This is a genomic window from Butyrivibrio hungatei DSM 14810, assembly GCF_900143205.1.
Classification (GTDB): Bacteria; Bacillota; Clostridia; order Lachnospirales; family Lachnospiraceae; genus Butyrivibrio; species Butyrivibrio hungatei.
Genome location: NZ_FRDH01000004.1, coordinates 449,283 through 465,765, shown reverse-complemented (window position 1 = coordinate 465,765; position 16,483 = coordinate 449,283). Strand labels below are relative to the sequence as shown.

The 16,483-nt window shown below is 39.7% G+C and carries 14 protein-coding genes; 3 read left to right on the top strand and 11 right to left on the bottom strand.

Annotation, left to right across the window (positions count from 1 at the left end; genetic code table 11):
* Positions 1-41 precede the first annotated feature (41 nt).
* Positions 42-326: a co-chaperone GroES gene (locus tag BUA02_RS06205; RefSeq protein ID WP_071175861.1), complete on the bottom strand. Its 285-nt coding sequence runs from the start codon at positions 324-326 to the stop codon at positions 42-44.
* A gap of 405 nt (positions 327-731) precedes the next feature.
* On the opposite strand from BUA02_RS06205, the gene BUA02_RS06200 reads away from it, so the two are divergent.
* Entirely contained in the window at positions 732-1,175 is a 444-nt protein-coding gene (locus BUA02_RS06200) for a hypothetical protein (protein ID WP_072701853.1), read from the top strand.
* Between the two features lie 24 nt (positions 1,176-1,199).
* Here BUA02_RS06200 and BUA02_RS06195 read toward each other — a convergent pair whose 3' ends face one another.
* The 5 genes from BUA02_RS06195 to BUA02_RS06175 are packed head-to-tail and all read right to left on the bottom strand — an operon-like array spanning position 1,200 to position 7,147.
* Complete coding sequence (locus BUA02_RS06195; protein WP_083385780.1) at positions 1,200-2,102, bottom strand: metallophosphoesterase family protein; 903 nt, start codon at positions 2,100-2,102, stop codon at positions 1,200-1,202.
* A 6-nt stretch (positions 2,103-2,108) separates the two neighbouring features.
* Complete coding sequence (locus BUA02_RS06190) at positions 2,109-3,926, bottom strand: ABC transporter ATP-binding protein (RefSeq protein ID WP_072701851.1); 1,818 nt, start codon at positions 3,924-3,926, stop codon at positions 2,109-2,111.
* A complete protein-coding gene (locus BUA02_RS06185; RefSeq protein WP_072701849.1) occupies positions 3,923-5,740 on the bottom strand; it encodes an ABC transporter ATP-binding protein in 1,818 nt (605 codons plus the stop codon). The genes BUA02_RS06190 and BUA02_RS06185 overlap by 4 nt, the downstream gene beginning before the upstream one ends.
* 46 nt (positions 5,741-5,786) lie before the next feature.
* A complete protein-coding gene (locus tag BUA02_RS06180; protein ID WP_071177446.1) occupies positions 5,787-6,704 on the bottom strand; it encodes an SPFH domain-containing protein in 918 nt (305 codons plus the stop codon).
* Positions 6,705-6,706: 2 nt separating this feature from the next.
* Positions 6,707-7,147, bottom strand: a complete 441-nt coding sequence (locus BUA02_RS06175) for an NfeD family protein (protein WP_071175857.1) — start codon at positions 7,145-7,147, stop codon at positions 6,707-6,709.
* A 241-nt stretch (positions 7,148-7,388) separates the two neighbouring features.
* Between BUA02_RS06175 and BUA02_RS06170 the strand changes: the two genes are divergently transcribed.
* Together BUA02_RS06170 and BUA02_RS06165 are read left to right on the top strand one after the other, a co-directional pair.
* Positions 7,389-8,777: a GGDEF domain-containing protein gene (locus tag BUA02_RS06170; protein WP_072701847.1), complete on the top strand. Its 1,389-nt coding sequence runs from the start codon at positions 7,389-7,391 to the stop codon at positions 8,775-8,777.
* A 2-nt stretch (positions 8,778-8,779) separates the two neighbouring features.
* The gene (locus BUA02_RS06165) at positions 8,780-10,225 is read left to right on the top strand and encodes a sensor domain-containing diguanylate cyclase (RefSeq protein WP_072701845.1); all 1,446 of its coding nucleotides are present in this window, start codon (positions 8,780-8,782) and stop codon (positions 10,223-10,225) included.
* Between the two features lie 124 nt (positions 10,226-10,349).
* Here the strand turns inward: BUA02_RS06165 and BUA02_RS06160 are convergent, their stop codons facing one another.
* From BUA02_RS06160 to BUA02_RS06140, 5 genes are all read right to left on the bottom strand, one after another.
* A complete protein-coding gene (locus BUA02_RS06160; protein WP_072701843.1) occupies positions 10,350-11,369 on the bottom strand; it encodes a GGGtGRT protein in 1,020 nt (339 codons plus the stop codon).
* 22 nt (positions 11,370-11,391) lie between these two features.
* The gene (locus tag BUA02_RS06155) at positions 11,392-12,084 is read right to left on the bottom strand and encodes an iron-sulfur cluster assembly scaffold protein (RefSeq protein ID WP_071175853.1); all 693 of its coding nucleotides are present in this window, start codon (positions 12,082-12,084) and stop codon (positions 11,392-11,394) included.
* A 148-nt stretch (positions 12,085-12,232) separates the two neighbouring features.
* Complete coding sequence (locus tag BUA02_RS06150) at positions 12,233-12,907, bottom strand: LbetaH domain-containing protein (protein ID WP_071175852.1); 675 nt, start codon at positions 12,905-12,907, stop codon at positions 12,233-12,235.
* A 29-nt stretch (positions 12,908-12,936) separates the two neighbouring features.
* Positions 12,937-15,096 carry a DNA topoisomerase gene (locus BUA02_RS06145; protein WP_072701841.1) on the bottom strand — a complete coding sequence of 720 codons (2,160 nt, stop codon included), beginning with the start codon at positions 15,094-15,096 and terminating at the stop codon, positions 12,937-12,939.
* Positions 15,089-16,465: an ATP-binding protein gene (locus BUA02_RS06140; RefSeq protein ID WP_072701839.1), complete on the bottom strand. Its 1,377-nt coding sequence runs from the start codon at positions 16,463-16,465 to the stop codon at positions 15,089-15,091. The genes BUA02_RS06145 and BUA02_RS06140 overlap by 8 nt, the downstream gene beginning before the upstream one ends.
* Between the last annotated feature and the right edge of the window lie 18 nt (positions 16,466-16,483).

Genomic DNA, 16,483 nt, shown 5'->3' with positions numbered 1-16,483 from the left:
CCGATAAAAATTTTAATGATTTTATGCAATCTCAAATATCATCACTTTATAATTGCAAGAATGTCGTTCTGCTTAACGATGATATATGTTGTATCCTCAAGCTTAACTTCTGTTCCAGCATATTTTGAATAGATAACATTATCACCCTTCTTAACCTGCATCTTAACTTCTTTACCATCAACAACTCCGCCAGGTCCTACTGCGATAACCTCTGCCTGCTGTGGCTTCTCCTTTTCTGCGCCTGGAAGAACGATACCTGATTTTGTAGTCTCTTCTGCCTCAAGCTGCTTAAGAACAACTCTGTCTGATAATGGTTCTAACTTCATTGTAATTGCCTCCTTATATAATCATTTGATGATGTACTTTTTTTATTTGTTAGCACTCATTTATGTTGAGTGCTAACCACTAGAACATATATTAGTTTTTTCTAGTATGATATGCAAGTTGTATATTTTTGTTTATTCTTATAAAATCATCGTTTTTCTACTTTTTTCTTTTATATACTCGTTTTTTCTATCTTTTAATAATAATATAGTTATATTTCCTACTATTTAAGCCATTTATCAAAATCATCCATCCCCCTTTTTCAGAAAAATTATTATTTTATAGATTTTTTATCTTCAAAAAATTGCAAAATCCAGGCTTTTTTGCCATAATATAAGAACCAAAAAATGTGAAGTTTTCCCCGTGACATGGAGGTCTATCGGGCTAATATCAAGGAGGTGAATGTTATGAGTGCCAATATCTTTAGCAGCCTTTCCGGATCATATAATTACGTCAATGATATGAGTAGTCTCATTGGTGATTATTCCACTATTAAGAGCGGAGCATATGGTTCACTGGTTAAGGCATATGTCAAAAAAGTTGGTAATCAGAATGCACTTAATGCTTATCGTGAGACCGGTTCTACAACCACTGCTGTTGAATCAGTAACTACCAAAAAAGCCACAGCTACAACCAAGAAATCAAACTTTGTAGACGGTCTTGGAAGAGCAGGTGTCGATAATACTACAAAAACTGATAATACTAAAAAGACTGATACATCAACTGTAACGGCTGACAAATACGCCAAGTACAAATCATCCTGGCTTGATGATCAGTTAAAGCAGTATGACAAAGATGCTAACAAGACAACAGCTGCTGATACTTCAGTTGCTCTTGATACTACAATTTAATGAGCAAAATTTAAGAGGATGCCATCAAGCATCCTCTTTTTTTAATATCGGAATTTCCTTTCCGTGAAGGTCTATATTATTTTCTTTTAAAGCAATAGCCCAGTATTTTTCAGGAATATCCGGCCATTTCACATAACCTCTTTCCTGCTCGCATAGTCTCATGGCTCTTAGTAGAACGGTCTGATTAAGATCCACTCCAGTTCTTATGGTATGCATAGTAACTGCTGCCCAGGCAGGGGCATAAGCACAAAGATCAGAAGCCTTAAACTCCCTTATGATCTCTTTTCTATTATATTCAAGCTGAACATACTCTTCTTCCCAAACCTTGCCATCTCCATGGATTATGCCAAACTGCGTCTTGCCACCATATCCCCAGGGAATACCGATTGATCCGGGATTCACAGCTTTTTTACCCCTGTATGTATATGAACCCTGAATGTGGTTGTGTCCATGAAGGAGCATACCAGTCTTAAGATGCGTAAGTACCTTCTTGGTATTTCTCTTTTCATTAAAGAGAAGCTCGGTAGTATTAGTTGGTGAACCATGGCAATATTCAAATCCGGGAAGGCCCTTTTTTTGAAATATTCCATAGTTTGGAAGCGATTCAAAAAAGTTAAAGTCTTTATCCGTAAGATTCTCATAGGTATAAAGAAGTGATCCGCTGGCGGAACCCTTTTTCCATCTTCCTTCACCTGTTTTTTTGTAGTTTAAAAGATATTCCTCCCTGTTTCCACGGATTATATAGGTGTTAAAGTACTGCTTGAGTACATATATCAGTTCCATGGTCTTTTGAGGATTGGGACAATCTGTTACATAATCACCCAATAAGACAAAATTAGTGATACCCTTTCCTACAGCATAATCTATTGATGCCTGTAGTGCTGAGTGATTTCCGTGAATATCACTAAATACTGCCACATCCATCATATTAAGTTACTCCCCTACAGCGGTATTAATGCTAATTTCAGCAAATTGTCTGGTAAAGAGTTCGTGATAATAGCCTTTAGCTTCCATGAGCTGTTTGTGTGTACCTCTTTCTATTATCTTACCATCCTGTACAACTAATATAATATCCGCATCTACGATAGTTGACAATCTATGAGCTATAACAAAAGATGTTCTGCCCTTAGTCACTGTAACTATAGCATCCTGAATAGCCTTTTCAGTCACAGTATCAATAGAAGCTGTAGCTTCATCAAGTACAAGGATCTTTGGATCGGCAAGAATTGCTCTTGCAAAGGAAAGAAGCTGCTTTTCACCAGTTGATAGCATATCTCCATCTTCTCCGACATCACTATCAAGGCCTTTTTCCATTCTCTTTACGATTCCGTCTGCTGATACCAGCTTAAGTGCTTTCCAGATCTCCTCTTCTGTGGCGTCAGGCTTTCCATATTTCAGGTTATCTCTGACTGTACCTGAGAAAAGATGTGGTGTCTGAAGGACGTATCCGATATTGCTGTGAAGCCATAGCTGAGATCTATCTGCAGCATCTCTGCCATCTATCAGGATCTTACCTGCAGTTGGCTTAAAGAATCTGCACACGAGATTTACAAGTGTGGACTTGCCGGCACCTGTCTCACCTACGATGGCTACGTTTGTGCCCTGAGGAACATCAAGGTTAAAGTGCTCAAGGACGTACTCATCGCCGTCTGGATACATAAAGGACACGTCTTCAAATTTGATATCACCGTGAAGTGGTTCCCAGTTCTCCTTTTTGGGATTAAAGGTATCACCGTATTTCTCAATAACTTCAGGCGTATCTGCAACGTCAGATTCTGTCTGAAGAAGTCTAAAGAATCTCTCTACATTGACCTGAACAGATATAAGCTCTGATATAGTCACGATAACGTTCTGAACAGGCTCCAAAAGTCCAAGGGCATAGGACAAGAACACTGAAAGAGTTCCTATCTCAATGATGCCTTCCTGCTTCATATTACCGCCTCGCCACAGCACTACTGCAAGGGCAATTGATGACATAAAGGTAATTGCAGAAGTAAAAAATGCCGAGTAGTGAGTTGCATGTACAGAGGTCTTGTACATCTTCGTTGTGTCTTTTTCAAAATCACCTTGTATCTTATCTTCTACCACCAAAGTCTTGATGGCCTTGGCACCTGTGATACCTTCATTGAAGTTACTTGTTATCTTGGAATTTATCTCTCTTATCTTTCTGTTTAAGACAACAAGCTTTTTCTGGAAGTAAGTTGTAAGAACCGCCGCAATAGGCACAAGCACTATAACAAATAGCGCAAGCTTAACGTTTAAGATGAGCATCATCAAAAGAACAAACACGATATATGAGCCGTTCCAAATAATATCCATCATTCTCCAGGACACCATTACGCCTATCTTACCTGTATCACTCATGACTCTGGCATGGATGTAACCTACATTATTCTGATTAAAATAAGCAAATGAAAGCTCCTGCAAATGGTTGAAGGATGCATTTCGAAGGTCTCTGTCCATTGACATCTCGACCTGACCGCACATATAACAAGCTGCGTAGTTATCAATAACCTGCAAAAGAAGTATCACAAGATAAAGGATCACAAAAACATTAAGTCCATCAAGTGTCCCTTTGCCAACAAAGTTATTTAAAGCATACCTGTTAAAGATCGGATATATTGAGTCAACTAATGAGCTTAATATTCCTAGGATCACCATCACTACTATCTTGGGTAAATACGGCTTTATGAAGGGATACAGTTTTGGTATCCCAAATAGTTTTAGTTTTATATTTTTCTCTGTATTCATGTTCCCTGCATCTGAATATCAAATATTCTCTTATAGATTCCATTGTTATTAAGTAACTCTTCATGGCTTCCTATCTCAGAAACCTTGCCATGATCAAGGACCAGGATATTATCAGCCTGCATAAGGGTCGTGATCCTGTGAGATATAAGAATCACAGTACTAGTTCCCTTATTTTCTGAAAGAGCCTTTCTGATCCTGGCATCTGTCTGGGTATCTACTGCTGAGAGTGAATCATCAAATACCATGATAGGAGGATCTGATACCAGCATCTGAGCAATGGCTGTTCTCTGCTTTTGTCCACCAGATAGTGTCACGCCTCTTTCTCCTACGTAAGTCTCATATCCCTGGCCAAAGCTTTCTATGGTCTCATCAAGAGCTGCAATCTTTGCTGCTTCACGTATCTCTTTTTCATTTTTCTCTTTCTGTGTAATACCAATGTTCTCAGAAAGAGTTCTTGAAAAGAGAAACGGCTCCTGAAGAACAAATCCAATATTTTCGCGAAGATGCGACCTTTTGATATCAATTATGTCTGTATCTCCAATAAGGATCCTACCGCCATCTTTTGGAAGGTCATAGAGCCTGTCCATCAGATACATGAGTGTAGATTTGCCTGATCCTGTTCCACCAAGGATTCCAAAGGTGGTGCCTGCTTTTATCTTGAAGCTTACGTTATCAAGAACATCCTCTGAACCGTTGCCATAGACAAAAGATACATTTTCAAAAGTAATGTCCTGATCCATAGGAGGTTTTTTGGCATTCTCTACGTCTTTTTCTTCTTCAGAATTCATAATGTATCTAAGCCTGTCAATAGATACACCCGCCTTACTCATCTCTGAAATGATCCTTCCAAGGGCTCTAACAGGCCATGTAAGCATAGAATTATAGAAAACAAAGGCAACGTACTCACCAACTGTGATACTACCATTTACGCAGTAAACTGCACCAAGAACAGTAATGAGCATAACCTGAAAGCCTGATATAAAATCATTGGATGCCCAGAAAGCAGCCAGTGTCTTCATAAGAGAAATCCAAAGATTCGTATACTCATAGTTTTGCTTTTCAAATTTTTCTCTCTCGTAGGCTTCTCTGCCAAAGGCTCTTACTACACGAACTCCAGTTAAGTTCTCCTGAGCCGTGGCGGAAAGTCTTCCCTCTTCATTATCAGCCTTCTCAAAGCCGGTACTGATCCTGTTGTGGAAAAAGCATGAATATAGCACGATTATTGGAATAAACACAGCTGAAGCTATTGTAAGCTCGCCATTTATCCTGATCATAAAATGCATTGCCACTGCGATCCTGATCATGATCCTAAATAGCGAAAGAAGCTGCTCTGAAATAAACATCTTGATGGTATCTACATCGGAAGTACACCTCTGAATAATATCACCCGTGTGGTTTTCACCATGCCAGGAAAATGGCAGATGCATGATATGCTCAAAGAGCTTATCCCTCATTCTTTTTATAAGTTTTTCAGCTGCAATTGAATTGATAACCCTGAACAGGTATCTGAATATGGCAGTTAAAACAGCTATAACAGCTACTAATTCTGCCACCAGATAAAGATGAGTGCCAAGATATTCCTTGCCCCCCAGCCTATCCATCAAAAACAAAATGTAATCAGGAACGCTGCCGCTATTTGTAGCGGCAGCTCCTGAAATACAATTATCAATGGTATACTGGACAATCTTGGGACCAATAAGCTCCAAAAATGTCACACAAAATGATACTAATATGGCTAGGACAAAAAATATTGCACTTCCCTTTAGAAAATATAAAACGATACTACTTTTATTTTTAAACCTAGTCTTTTTCATAACTACCCTTATGGTCAATCGGCCACTAGAAGGTTATGAAAAGGCATTACTTAACAACTTCTTTGATTGACTGTGCAAGACCAGCGATTCCCTGGATGTTTGAAGGAACGATAATCTTAGTAGCCTGTCCGTTAGACGCCTTCTCGAATGCTTCAAGGCTCTTAAGTGTAAGAACTGACTCGTCAGCTCCTGCCTCTTTGAGCATTTTGATACCTTCTGCATTAGCCTGCTGAATATTCTTGATAGCTTCAGCCTGACCTTCTGCCTCTCTTATTCTCTTTTCTCTTTCAGCTTCAGCTCTAAGTATTGTAGCCTGCTTGTCAGCTTCAGCCTGTAAGATCTTACTCTGCTTCTCACCTTCTGCAACAGTGATCTGTGACTGCTTCTCGCCTTCTGCAAAAAGGATCTTTTCTCTTTTTTCTCTTTCAGCCTTCATCTGCTTCTCCATAGCATCACGGATCTGCTCTGGAGGATTGATGTTCTTTAATTCTACTCTTGTGATCTTGATACCCCAAGGGTCTGTTGCAATGTCAAGTGCATCCTGCATCTGAGCATTGATCTGATCTCTTGATGTAAGAGTCTCATCAAGTGTAAGTGAACCAATAACATTACGAAGTGTTGTAGCTGTAAGATTCTCGATAGCTCCGATAGGATTTCTAACCCCATATGCATAAGCCATAGGATCAGAAATTCTAAAGAATACTATAGAGTCAATCTGCATAGTAACGTTATCCTGTGTGATAACAGGCTGAGGTGGGAAGTCGCAGTACTGCTCCTTAAGATCCACCTGTCTGGCTACTCTATCGATAAATGGAACTTTGAAATGAAGACCTACATCCCAAGTCTCCTTATAAGCTCCAAGTCTCTCTACTACATATGAATGTGCCTGTGGCACGATCTTAATATTAAACGCAAGTAATATCAATGCTAAAAATATTAAAACTAAAATTGCATAAGCTCCCATGATCATTCAGCCTCCCTTTCAACAACTAATTTTGCTCCATGTACCTCTTTAACAACAACTTCTTCTCCTTCTTTGATGATCTCATCAGATGCGGAAGTTGCAAGCCATGTTGAGCCGTCAAGCTCTACCTTTCCTGTACCATGGATGTTGTCAATATCTGTTTTTACAATAGTCTTCCTGCCAACAAGAGCATCTACATTAGTCTTTTTGATCTTGTTGTTAAGATGTGCTGCAGCCCAAGGTCTCACCACCAGCATTGCACAGACGGATACGATAAGGAATATCGCAAACTGAACAATGAATGGAACATCAAGGAAACTTATGAGCATAGCTACTATCGCGCCAACTGCAAACCATATTGTCAGTAGTCCCATGGTTGCAAGCTCAATTGCTGCTAAAACAATAGTAACAAAGAGCCAGAAAAACACATAACTGATTTCCATTTTCCCCTCCTTATAATAAGCGATATGATGCGCATTTTCCCACGTCATCATTAAGAGATATTATACAACAAGTCCAGATTTCTAGGAAGTATATACAACTAAGAAAAACAATAATTATTTAATACTATTTTCATAAAATACTAAACCATATACTGTATTTTTTTAAACTTAATATGATATTATAGAATAGTACAGATATAAATGTATAATCGCTAAAAAAGCATTGTCGGAGGCTTCTTTTATGGCAGATAAAACTTATGAACAATTCAAAGCGCTGGTGAATCTGTGCGATATGCCTTGTTGCGTTATGTCAGTCAAGAAAAATCCCGATGGAAGTTGTGGTGAGATCCACATGTTTGCCACCAATGAACAATTTAGCATGACCGGCGAAGATGTTGAAGGTAAGGAATACACTTACAAACTACCAAGAGATCCAAAAATGGAAAAGATCTGGTTCGATGCAGCCTGGAAGGGAAAAAGCTATCACGGCTACATTGATACGACAAGGTTATATGGTTTTTGGACAGATAACTACATTATTCCATTAATGCATGATGAAGATTCAGATACTGGCTACTGTCAGCTTCTATATACTCTTACAAAAGAGATGGATGCTGGTAAGTACTCTACTATTTCTCCTGAGGTAGCAAGCTTTGTTATCAGGACATGTTTGAACCTCAGAAAAGAGGAAGATTTCTATTCCAGCATGGATCTTGTAACAAGAGATCTTAGGAAATTTACAGGCTCATATTCGTCCTGTATTATGACCATTTCACCTGATATTTACAAATACGAGATCATCAGTGAGAGTGTCCAGAATAATGAAAAAAGCCTTCGCGATATATTCGCAATGATCCCATATGAAATAATAGATTGTTGGGAAGGACTGGTTGCTGAAACCGACTGCGTCATTATCACAAATGAAGAAGACATGAAATACTACGAAGAGAAAGCTCCTAAATGGGTCGTAACTCTTAGAGATAATGATGTTCACAGCCTATGCCTTGTTCCATTTATCCATCAAAACACGATCATAGGCTATTTATACATCACAAACTTCGATACTGATGAAACCGCAAAGTTAAAAGATACTATCGAGCTCGTCTCCTTCTTCTTATCCACAGAGGCAGCTCACCACCTTTTTGTAGACAGACTAAAAGACTTAAGCTCTATGGATACCAGAACCGGTGTACTTAACAGAAACGCAATGAACAACAAAGTCGATGAGCTTGCCGCTCAGTTGAGATATGAACCTGCACCATTTAGCGTAGCATTCTGCTATCTTAATACTTTAAAAACCATCAACGTAAACCAGGGACATGACGCAGGTAATAACCTGTTAAAAGACGCTGGCAAACTCCTAAAAGAAGTCTTTAAGGGCGATTTTATCTACAGATCATCCGGTGATGAGTTTGCTATCATCTCAATGAACTGTGATGCAAAAGAATTCAAAAACAAGATCGAGCTACTGAAATCTAAGGCCAATGACCCTAACTGGATATACTTCACTGTAGGTTATTACAGTGACGCATCTGAAGGCGAATTACATAGCGCTATGCATTTTGCAAATGAGTATGAACACGAATTCAATGAAGAATTTTACAATTCTTATCCTGATATGGTGAAGTGATTATGGCAAAGATTACTTATGAGTCAATGAAAATAATAGCAAATACCGCTAGCATCCCCTGTACTGTAATGTCAGTCGAAAAAAAGCCTGACGGAAGCTGTGGAGAAGTTAAGTTTTTTGCTATAAATGACATATTCAAAAAAAATTATTACGATCTTTTTGCTGAAAACGAATCTGGTGAAAAGCCTTCTTTTGATGACTTTGAAAAGCACATCGAAGGCCAGCCCTACACTGTTCATCTTCCAAAAGAGCCAAACTTTGAAAATGAGTGTTTTAAGGCAGCCTGGAACAAAGAGTACATAAACACTTATGTAGATACAACTAAAATGTATGGCTTTTGGACTCAGGATATTCTCCTTCCTGTATGCGGAGAATCTGATGATCCTAACATAGCTTATTGCCAGTTCCTGTACACCCTTAGTAAGGATATGGACAGTGGCAAATACGCTGCTGTTTCACCTGATATCGCAAGCTTTGTAATAAAGACCTGTCTCGAACTTAGAAATGAAAAAGAATTCAGATCAAGTCTTTTAACAGTAACAAAAGATATTCGTGAGTACACAAATGCCACAGCCGCAGCAGTCATGACAATTGACCAGGATATTAAGGAATATAAGATATTAAGTGATGATGCCATCGGAGATGCAACAGCTCCAGAAAAGGCATTCTCTACTATCTCATATGATATTGTAGCTAGTTGGAAGAATTTGTTAAAAGAGACTAACTCCATCATAATCAAAGATGAAAACGATATGGGTGAGATGGAAAAGAAAAACCCTGCCTGGGTTGCTACTCTTCATCAGTACAAGGTTACAAGTGTGTGCCTTGTTCCATTTATCCACCAGCAGGAAATAATCGGCTATCTTTTTATAACTAATTTTGATACCAAGAACATAATAAGGATAAAAGAAACAATAGAACTTGTTTCTTTCTTCCTTTCATCAGAAATAGCAAATTACTTATTCCTCCAGAGACTGGAATATTTGAGTAACGTCGACATGTTAACAGGCGTATATAACCGTAACTGCATGAACGTCAACGTCGATGAACTTGCTCTTAAGTTAGAGTTTGAACCAAGGCCATTTAGCGTTGCTTTCTGTGATCTTAATGGACTTAAGACTATAAATGATAATGGCGGCCACGATAAAGGTGATAGACTTCTTGTAAATGCTGCTGAGGTTCTAAAAGAAGTCTTTAAAGGTGACAAGATATACAGAGCTGGCGGCGATGAATTTACTATCATCTCCTTTAGCTCAGAAGATGAATTCAAGGAAAAGATAAAGCTCCTTAGAGAAAAGGCTTCTGATCCAGACTGGCTTCATTTCGCCATAGGTTATTATCATGATGCTAGTAATGGAAATCTAAGACTTGCCATGAGATATGCTGACGAAGAAATGTACAAGGATAAAGATAAGTTCTATCAGGAACATCCCGAAAAAAGAAGATAAAAAAGCGAGCGCCTAAGCGCTCGCTTTTGTTATATAACAGTAATATGGTCGTTCGACTCTCGCTAACGCTCGATCGAACGACCATGCTCACTAGACTCGAAAAAACCTCGTCAAGTGATCAAGGTCAAAATTTACCAGCCTTTGCAGCCTCCTCGATTGAAACGGCTGTTGAAACTGTCATACCAACCATAGGGTTGTTACCAGCTCCGATAAGTCCCATCATTTCTACGTGAGCAGGAACTGATGAAGAACCAGCGAACTGTGCATCTGAGTGCATACGTCCCATTGTATCTGTCATACCGTATGAAGCAGGACCAGCTGCCATGTTATCTGGGTGAAGTGTACGACCTGTACCACCACCTGAAGCAACTGAGAAGTACTTCTTACCAGCTTCAATACGCTCTTTCTTGTATGTACCTGCTACTGGGTGCTGGAATCTTGTAGGGTTAGTTGAGTTACCTGTGATAGATACGTCAACGTTCTCCTTCCACATGATTGCTACACCTTCCTGTACATCGTTAGCGCCGTAGCAGTTAACCTTTGCACGAGGTGAATTAGCATCCTTTGAGTAGCACTTTCTGAATACTTCCTTAACCTCACCTGTGTAGTAGTCATACTGAGTCTCTACATAAGTGAAACCGTTGATACGTGAAATGATCTGAGCAGCATCCTTACCAAGACCGTTAAGGATAACTCTAAGAGGTTTCTGACGAACCTTGTTTGCCTTCTCAGCGATACCGATAGCACCCTCAGCTGCAGCGAATGACTCGTGACCAGCAAGGAATGCGAAGCACTCTGTATCCTCTTCAAGAAGCATCTTTCCAAGGTTACCATGTCCGATACCAACCTTACGACGGTCAGCAACAGAACCTGGGATACAGAAAGCCTGAAGTCCGATACCGATTGCAGCAGCTGCGTCTGCAGCCTTTCTGCAACCCTTCTTGATTGCGATAGCAGCACCTACTGTGTAAGCCCACTTTGCGTTCTCAAAGCAGATTGGCTGGATGCCTTCGATAAGCTTGTAAACATCGATGCCAGCTGCCATTGTAATATCTCTACACTCTTCGATAGAAGAAATTCCATACTCCTTAAGGCAAGCCAGGATCTGGGGCTCTCTTCTTTCATATGATTCAAATAAAGCCATTGTATTTTTTCCTCCTTACCTATTACTCGTGTCTTGGGTCGATGCATCTAACTGCATCAGCAACACGTCCATACTGTCCCTTAGCCTTCTCAAGAGCTGTGTTCGCATCATCACCAGCCTTGATGAAGTCCATCATCTTACCAAAGTTAACATACTTGTATCCGATGATCTCATCATTCTCATCAAGAGCGATGTCTGTGATGTAACCATCTGTAAGCTCAAGGTAACGAGGTCCCTTCTCAAGTGTTCCGTATGTTGTACCAACCATTGAACGGTTACCCTTACCAAGATCCTCAAGACCTGCACCAATCTGAAGTCCATCCTCAGAGAATGCAGACTGTGTTCTACCATAAACGATCTGAAGGAAAAGCTCTCTCATAGCTGTGTTGATAGCGTCACAAACAAGGTCTGTGTTAAGAGCTTCGAGAACTGTAAGTCCTGGAAGAATTTCTGAAGCCATAGCTGCAGAATGTGTCATACCTGAACATCCGATAGTCTCTACAAGTGCCTCCTGAATGATACCATCCTTAACATTTAAGGAAAGTTTGCAGCAGCCCTGCTGAGGAGCACACCAGCCAATACCGTGTGTATATCCTGAAATATCCTTTATTTCTTTTGACTGAACCCATTTAGCTTCTTCTGGAATGGGAGCAGCGCCATGATGTACCCCCTGTGTTACAGGGCACATGTTTTTTACCTCTGTTGAGTAAATCATGTAAAAATCTCCTTTCGTATTTTAAAGTAATTTTCATTACTTACTACCTGATTTTCCTCGGCACTCACAGAGCACCATTTTTATTTTTGCACATCTTCCGCCATATTTCAATGGGGAATGACATATTTTTAACAGAACTTTTAGATTATCAGTCTTCTATCTTCTTAACAATGTGATCTTTGTCCTTGAAAATATGATGTGCAGGGATGCATCCTCTTACAGATGAAAGAGGATATACATTACACCATCTGCCGATCACTGTTCCTGGATTAAGAACTGAATTGCAGCCTACTTCTACGTTGTCGCCAAGCATTGCCCCCATCTTCTTAAGTCCTGTCTCAACCTGATCGTCAGCTCCATTTTTGACAACAACGAGCTTCTTGTCACTCTTTACATTTGAAGTGATAGAGCCAGCTCCCATGTGAGCCTTGAATCCAAGGATCGAATCTCCAACATAGTTGTAGTGAGGAACCTGAACCTTATTGAAAAGGATAACGTTCTTGAGCTCTGTAGAGTTACCTACTACTGCGCCCTTGCCAACAATGGCTGATCCCCTGATAAACGCACACTGTCTAACCTCTGCTTCTTCATCAATGATACATGGACCGCCGATATAGGCTGAATCAAAGACCTTTGCACTCTTTGCTACCCATACATTCTCACCGCGTTTTTCGTACTTGTCAGCTGGAAGGCTGTTACCAAGCTCGATGATGTAATCCTTGATGCCCGCAAGAAGTTCCCATGGATACTCCTTGGTCTTCATGTAGTCAGCAGCAATAGTCTCATTTAGATCATACATATTGCTAATCTTAAACTCTTCCATTTCTAAAACCTCCATTTATACAAAGCTATTTAGCTTTCTTTTACTTTCTTTTTTGATCCCTTCTTGGCAGTGTTTTTGGTCACTTCCTTATAATTGGATGAAACGTAATCAAATCTTGATCTTAAAAGACCTCTGTAGTCATTTTGTTTTACCAGATTGGTCCTCTTACTTACAAAGTCATCAAGCTTGGTCATATACTCATTTTCTGAGATCTCACCCTCTGCAACTCCTGTAAGTCCCTTCTCCCAGCTTGCTGTAAGAGCAGGGTTAAGCATAGGCTTCATAGAGCACGCTACAGTTTCGTAGACCATTTCTCCCATCTGAGTTGGGGTGATGATCTGAGTCTTTTTATTTAGATTAAGATATCCAATATTAACAAGCTTAGTAAGGATACCAGCTCTTGTGGCACTTGTTCCAATTCCGGAACCCTTTATCTGTGCTCGCAGTTCTTCATCCTCGATGAACTGTCCCGCATTTTCCATGGTCAAAATGATGGTTCCAGAGTTATATCTCTTTGGAGGAGAAGTCTCTCCTTCTTTGATTCCAAAGCTGTCAACCTTCAAAACATCATTTTTCTTGATCTTCTGAAGATATTCAAAGAGCTCTTCATCTGTAACTGTCTCTTCTGCGTCGTTATCTCCTTTGCCTTCAGCCTCTTCGTCTTTGGCCTTATTATCGTTCTTATTTTTGGCAAAAGAATAATCCATTACGTGGAGGTATCCCTTAGAAGCAAGGATCTTGAAGTTTGCAAAGAAATGCTCTTTTTTGCCTTCGTCTTCCTTGTTATTCATCGATATCTCAAGAGCTACCTTCTGATAATTGGCTGCCGGGTAAAAGACTGCCAAAAAACGCCTTACGATTATCTCATATACCTTAGCTGAAGTCGGGCTAAGGGAGGACAAAGCTGATAGGCCCTGACCTGTAGGAATGATCGCATAGTGGTCAGTAATAGCCTTATCATTTACATATCTGGTCTTTTCTATTCCCTTATAAGACTCATGCTGCAGTATTGCCTTAGCAAATACAGCGCATGGCTCGTAGGATGTAAGGCCTTTGATATTCTGGCTTATAACTTTAGCTATTGCTGATGACATTACTCTGGCATCAGTTCTAGGATAAGTTGTAAGCTTCTTTTCATAGAGCTCCTGAGCTACAGCCAGTGTCTCATCAGGGTTTATCTTAAAGAATCTTGAACAGTCATTTTGAAGCTCTGCGAGGTTATAAAGAAGCGGTGCATTCTTAACTTCTTTTTTCTTTTCACACTTCTCAACAACAGCATCTAAAGCTGTCTCCAGAACAATACTCTTGTCATCTGAATCATCAGATTTTTTAAGCTGTGCTCCATTCATACCTACAAGGGATGAAATAAGCCTGTTAGCACTTTCCTCAGTCTTGAAGCCTTTTTCACTATAAAGCTCTGGAGAGCCATCATAGTGAGAATCAGGTGTTACTCTCCACTCAGCATCCTTGACCTTGCCTCCAAGATCAATGCCAGCCATTACTCTATAGAAAGGTGTCTTTTCAAAGTTCCTGATCTCTCGCTCTCTATCTACTACTATTCCAAGAACGCAGGTCATAACTCGACCTACTGAAATAACACATTTATCGACGTTGAGATAATTCTTGATTGAATACGCATACTTAAGAGTAAGGGCTCTTGAGAAGTTGATACCCATAAGGTAATCCTCTTTAGCTCTTAGGAAAGCTGCGGCGCCAAGGTTATCATACTCGCTGTCATCCTTAGCTTCTCTGATGCCTCTTAGTATCTCATCCTCAGTCTGTGAATCTATCCACACACGCTTTCTCTTTTTGCCGGTAACACCAGCCTGCATATCAACAAGACGATAGATATACTCACCCTCACGTCCTGAGTCAGTACAAATATAGATCGTATCTACGTCTTCTCTTGTAAGTAATCCTTTTACTATCTTGAATTGTTTTGAGACATTTCCGATAACTTCATACTTGAAGTTTTGCGGAATAAATGGAAGGGTGTCAAGTGCCCACCTTTTATATTTTTCGTCATAGACCTCAGGATAACTCATGGTTACCAGATGTCCGACACACCACGTGACAATCGCTGTATCTGACTCCAGGTAACCATCTTTCCTGGTAAAATCGATTTTAAGTGCGCTGGCAAAAGCCTGAGCGACACTTGGTTTTTCTGCTATATATACGCTTTTAGACATTCGTTAATTCATCTATCCCGATCAGTCTGATCTTGCCATCTGACTTCGCAGCTGCATCTACGAGCCACTGATCAAAACCAGTCGTTGAAAAGAGATAGTAATAATCTCCCTCTAGTTTTGCTTTACTAGCGCAGGAAATTAGTTTTTCAAAATCGGCATGAGTTATCTGCTGTTGCCAGGAGCAAATTGCAAGAGCTGTATCCCCGGTATCGCTCTGCATGATAAGGTCGATCGTTCCGTCCTTACCGATCCATTCCCCATCGTCGCCTATTTCGAAGGGAAAAAGACCTTTTTCTTCCAGTTTAAAGATATATTCTCTGCAAACAGATTTAAAATACTCATTGGCGTATTTTTGAATTCCTGCAGATATAAATATATCATAAAATTTCTCTGCCGGCATTAAGGTTAAACTACTTTCATTATGGAAAATAAATCTAAAGTAGAAATCCAGCAGTGGATCAGCAATCTTGTACACTCCCTTAATAACATTTTCTCTTCCGGCGTTACCAAAAGAATACGCTTTATAGGCAAGATCATGATGAATAAGCGTTTTTAAATAAACTGATATCTTGGCTCTGGAAAATCCGGTAGCATGATAAAGATCATTTAGCTTATTAACACCTCTGGCCATCTGAGAAAGTATCGTATGATAAACCGCTGTTTCTCTTAGATTATACTCAGTAAGTCTATAGGGTTCCCCATGCAAAAAAGAAGCTTCATCAAGGATGTTTTTGCAGACATTTTCTTTAAAGGAATACTTGTCATCAAAGTATCTCCAAAGGCCTGTCTGACCACCCAGAATAGAATAAGTAAGAACTGCATCTCTATAGGACATATTAGGAAAATGTGCCCTAAGATCAGAAAATGGAAGGGGCTTTATCTTTCTAAATCCTGCTATCTTGGCAGAAAGATTTCCAAGGCTCGAAACCATGCTGTTTTCTACCCAATTGATATCCTGGCTCAATAAGATGACTAATATCTGCTTACTTCTGCCATTTTTGTCCACAAAAGAAGTAAGTTCTTCCATAAAGTTCCTGGAAGCTCTGACAGCGTACTCAAACGAGTCGATAACAAGGATAGTTGGAACCTTCACAGATGCTCCGATGCAGTTTTCAAGAATCTCAGTATAGGTTGGATATTCTGAAACCTCTATACTCTTCGCCTTAAGCTCATTGCCCCACAAAAAGAGCTGTTCCCTCTCTGATACGGAACGCGCACTAAAATAGAAGCTTCTTCTATTTTCCATAAATCTTAAAAGAAGCTCCTTATAAGCGGTATTCCTGTGGCCATAGACCACAAGAATATTTGTTAGACCGCTTTCATAATATCTGTTTAAAAATGCAAGATCTTCTAATCTTTTTTCTTCCATAAGTTCTTTTCCTAGGAA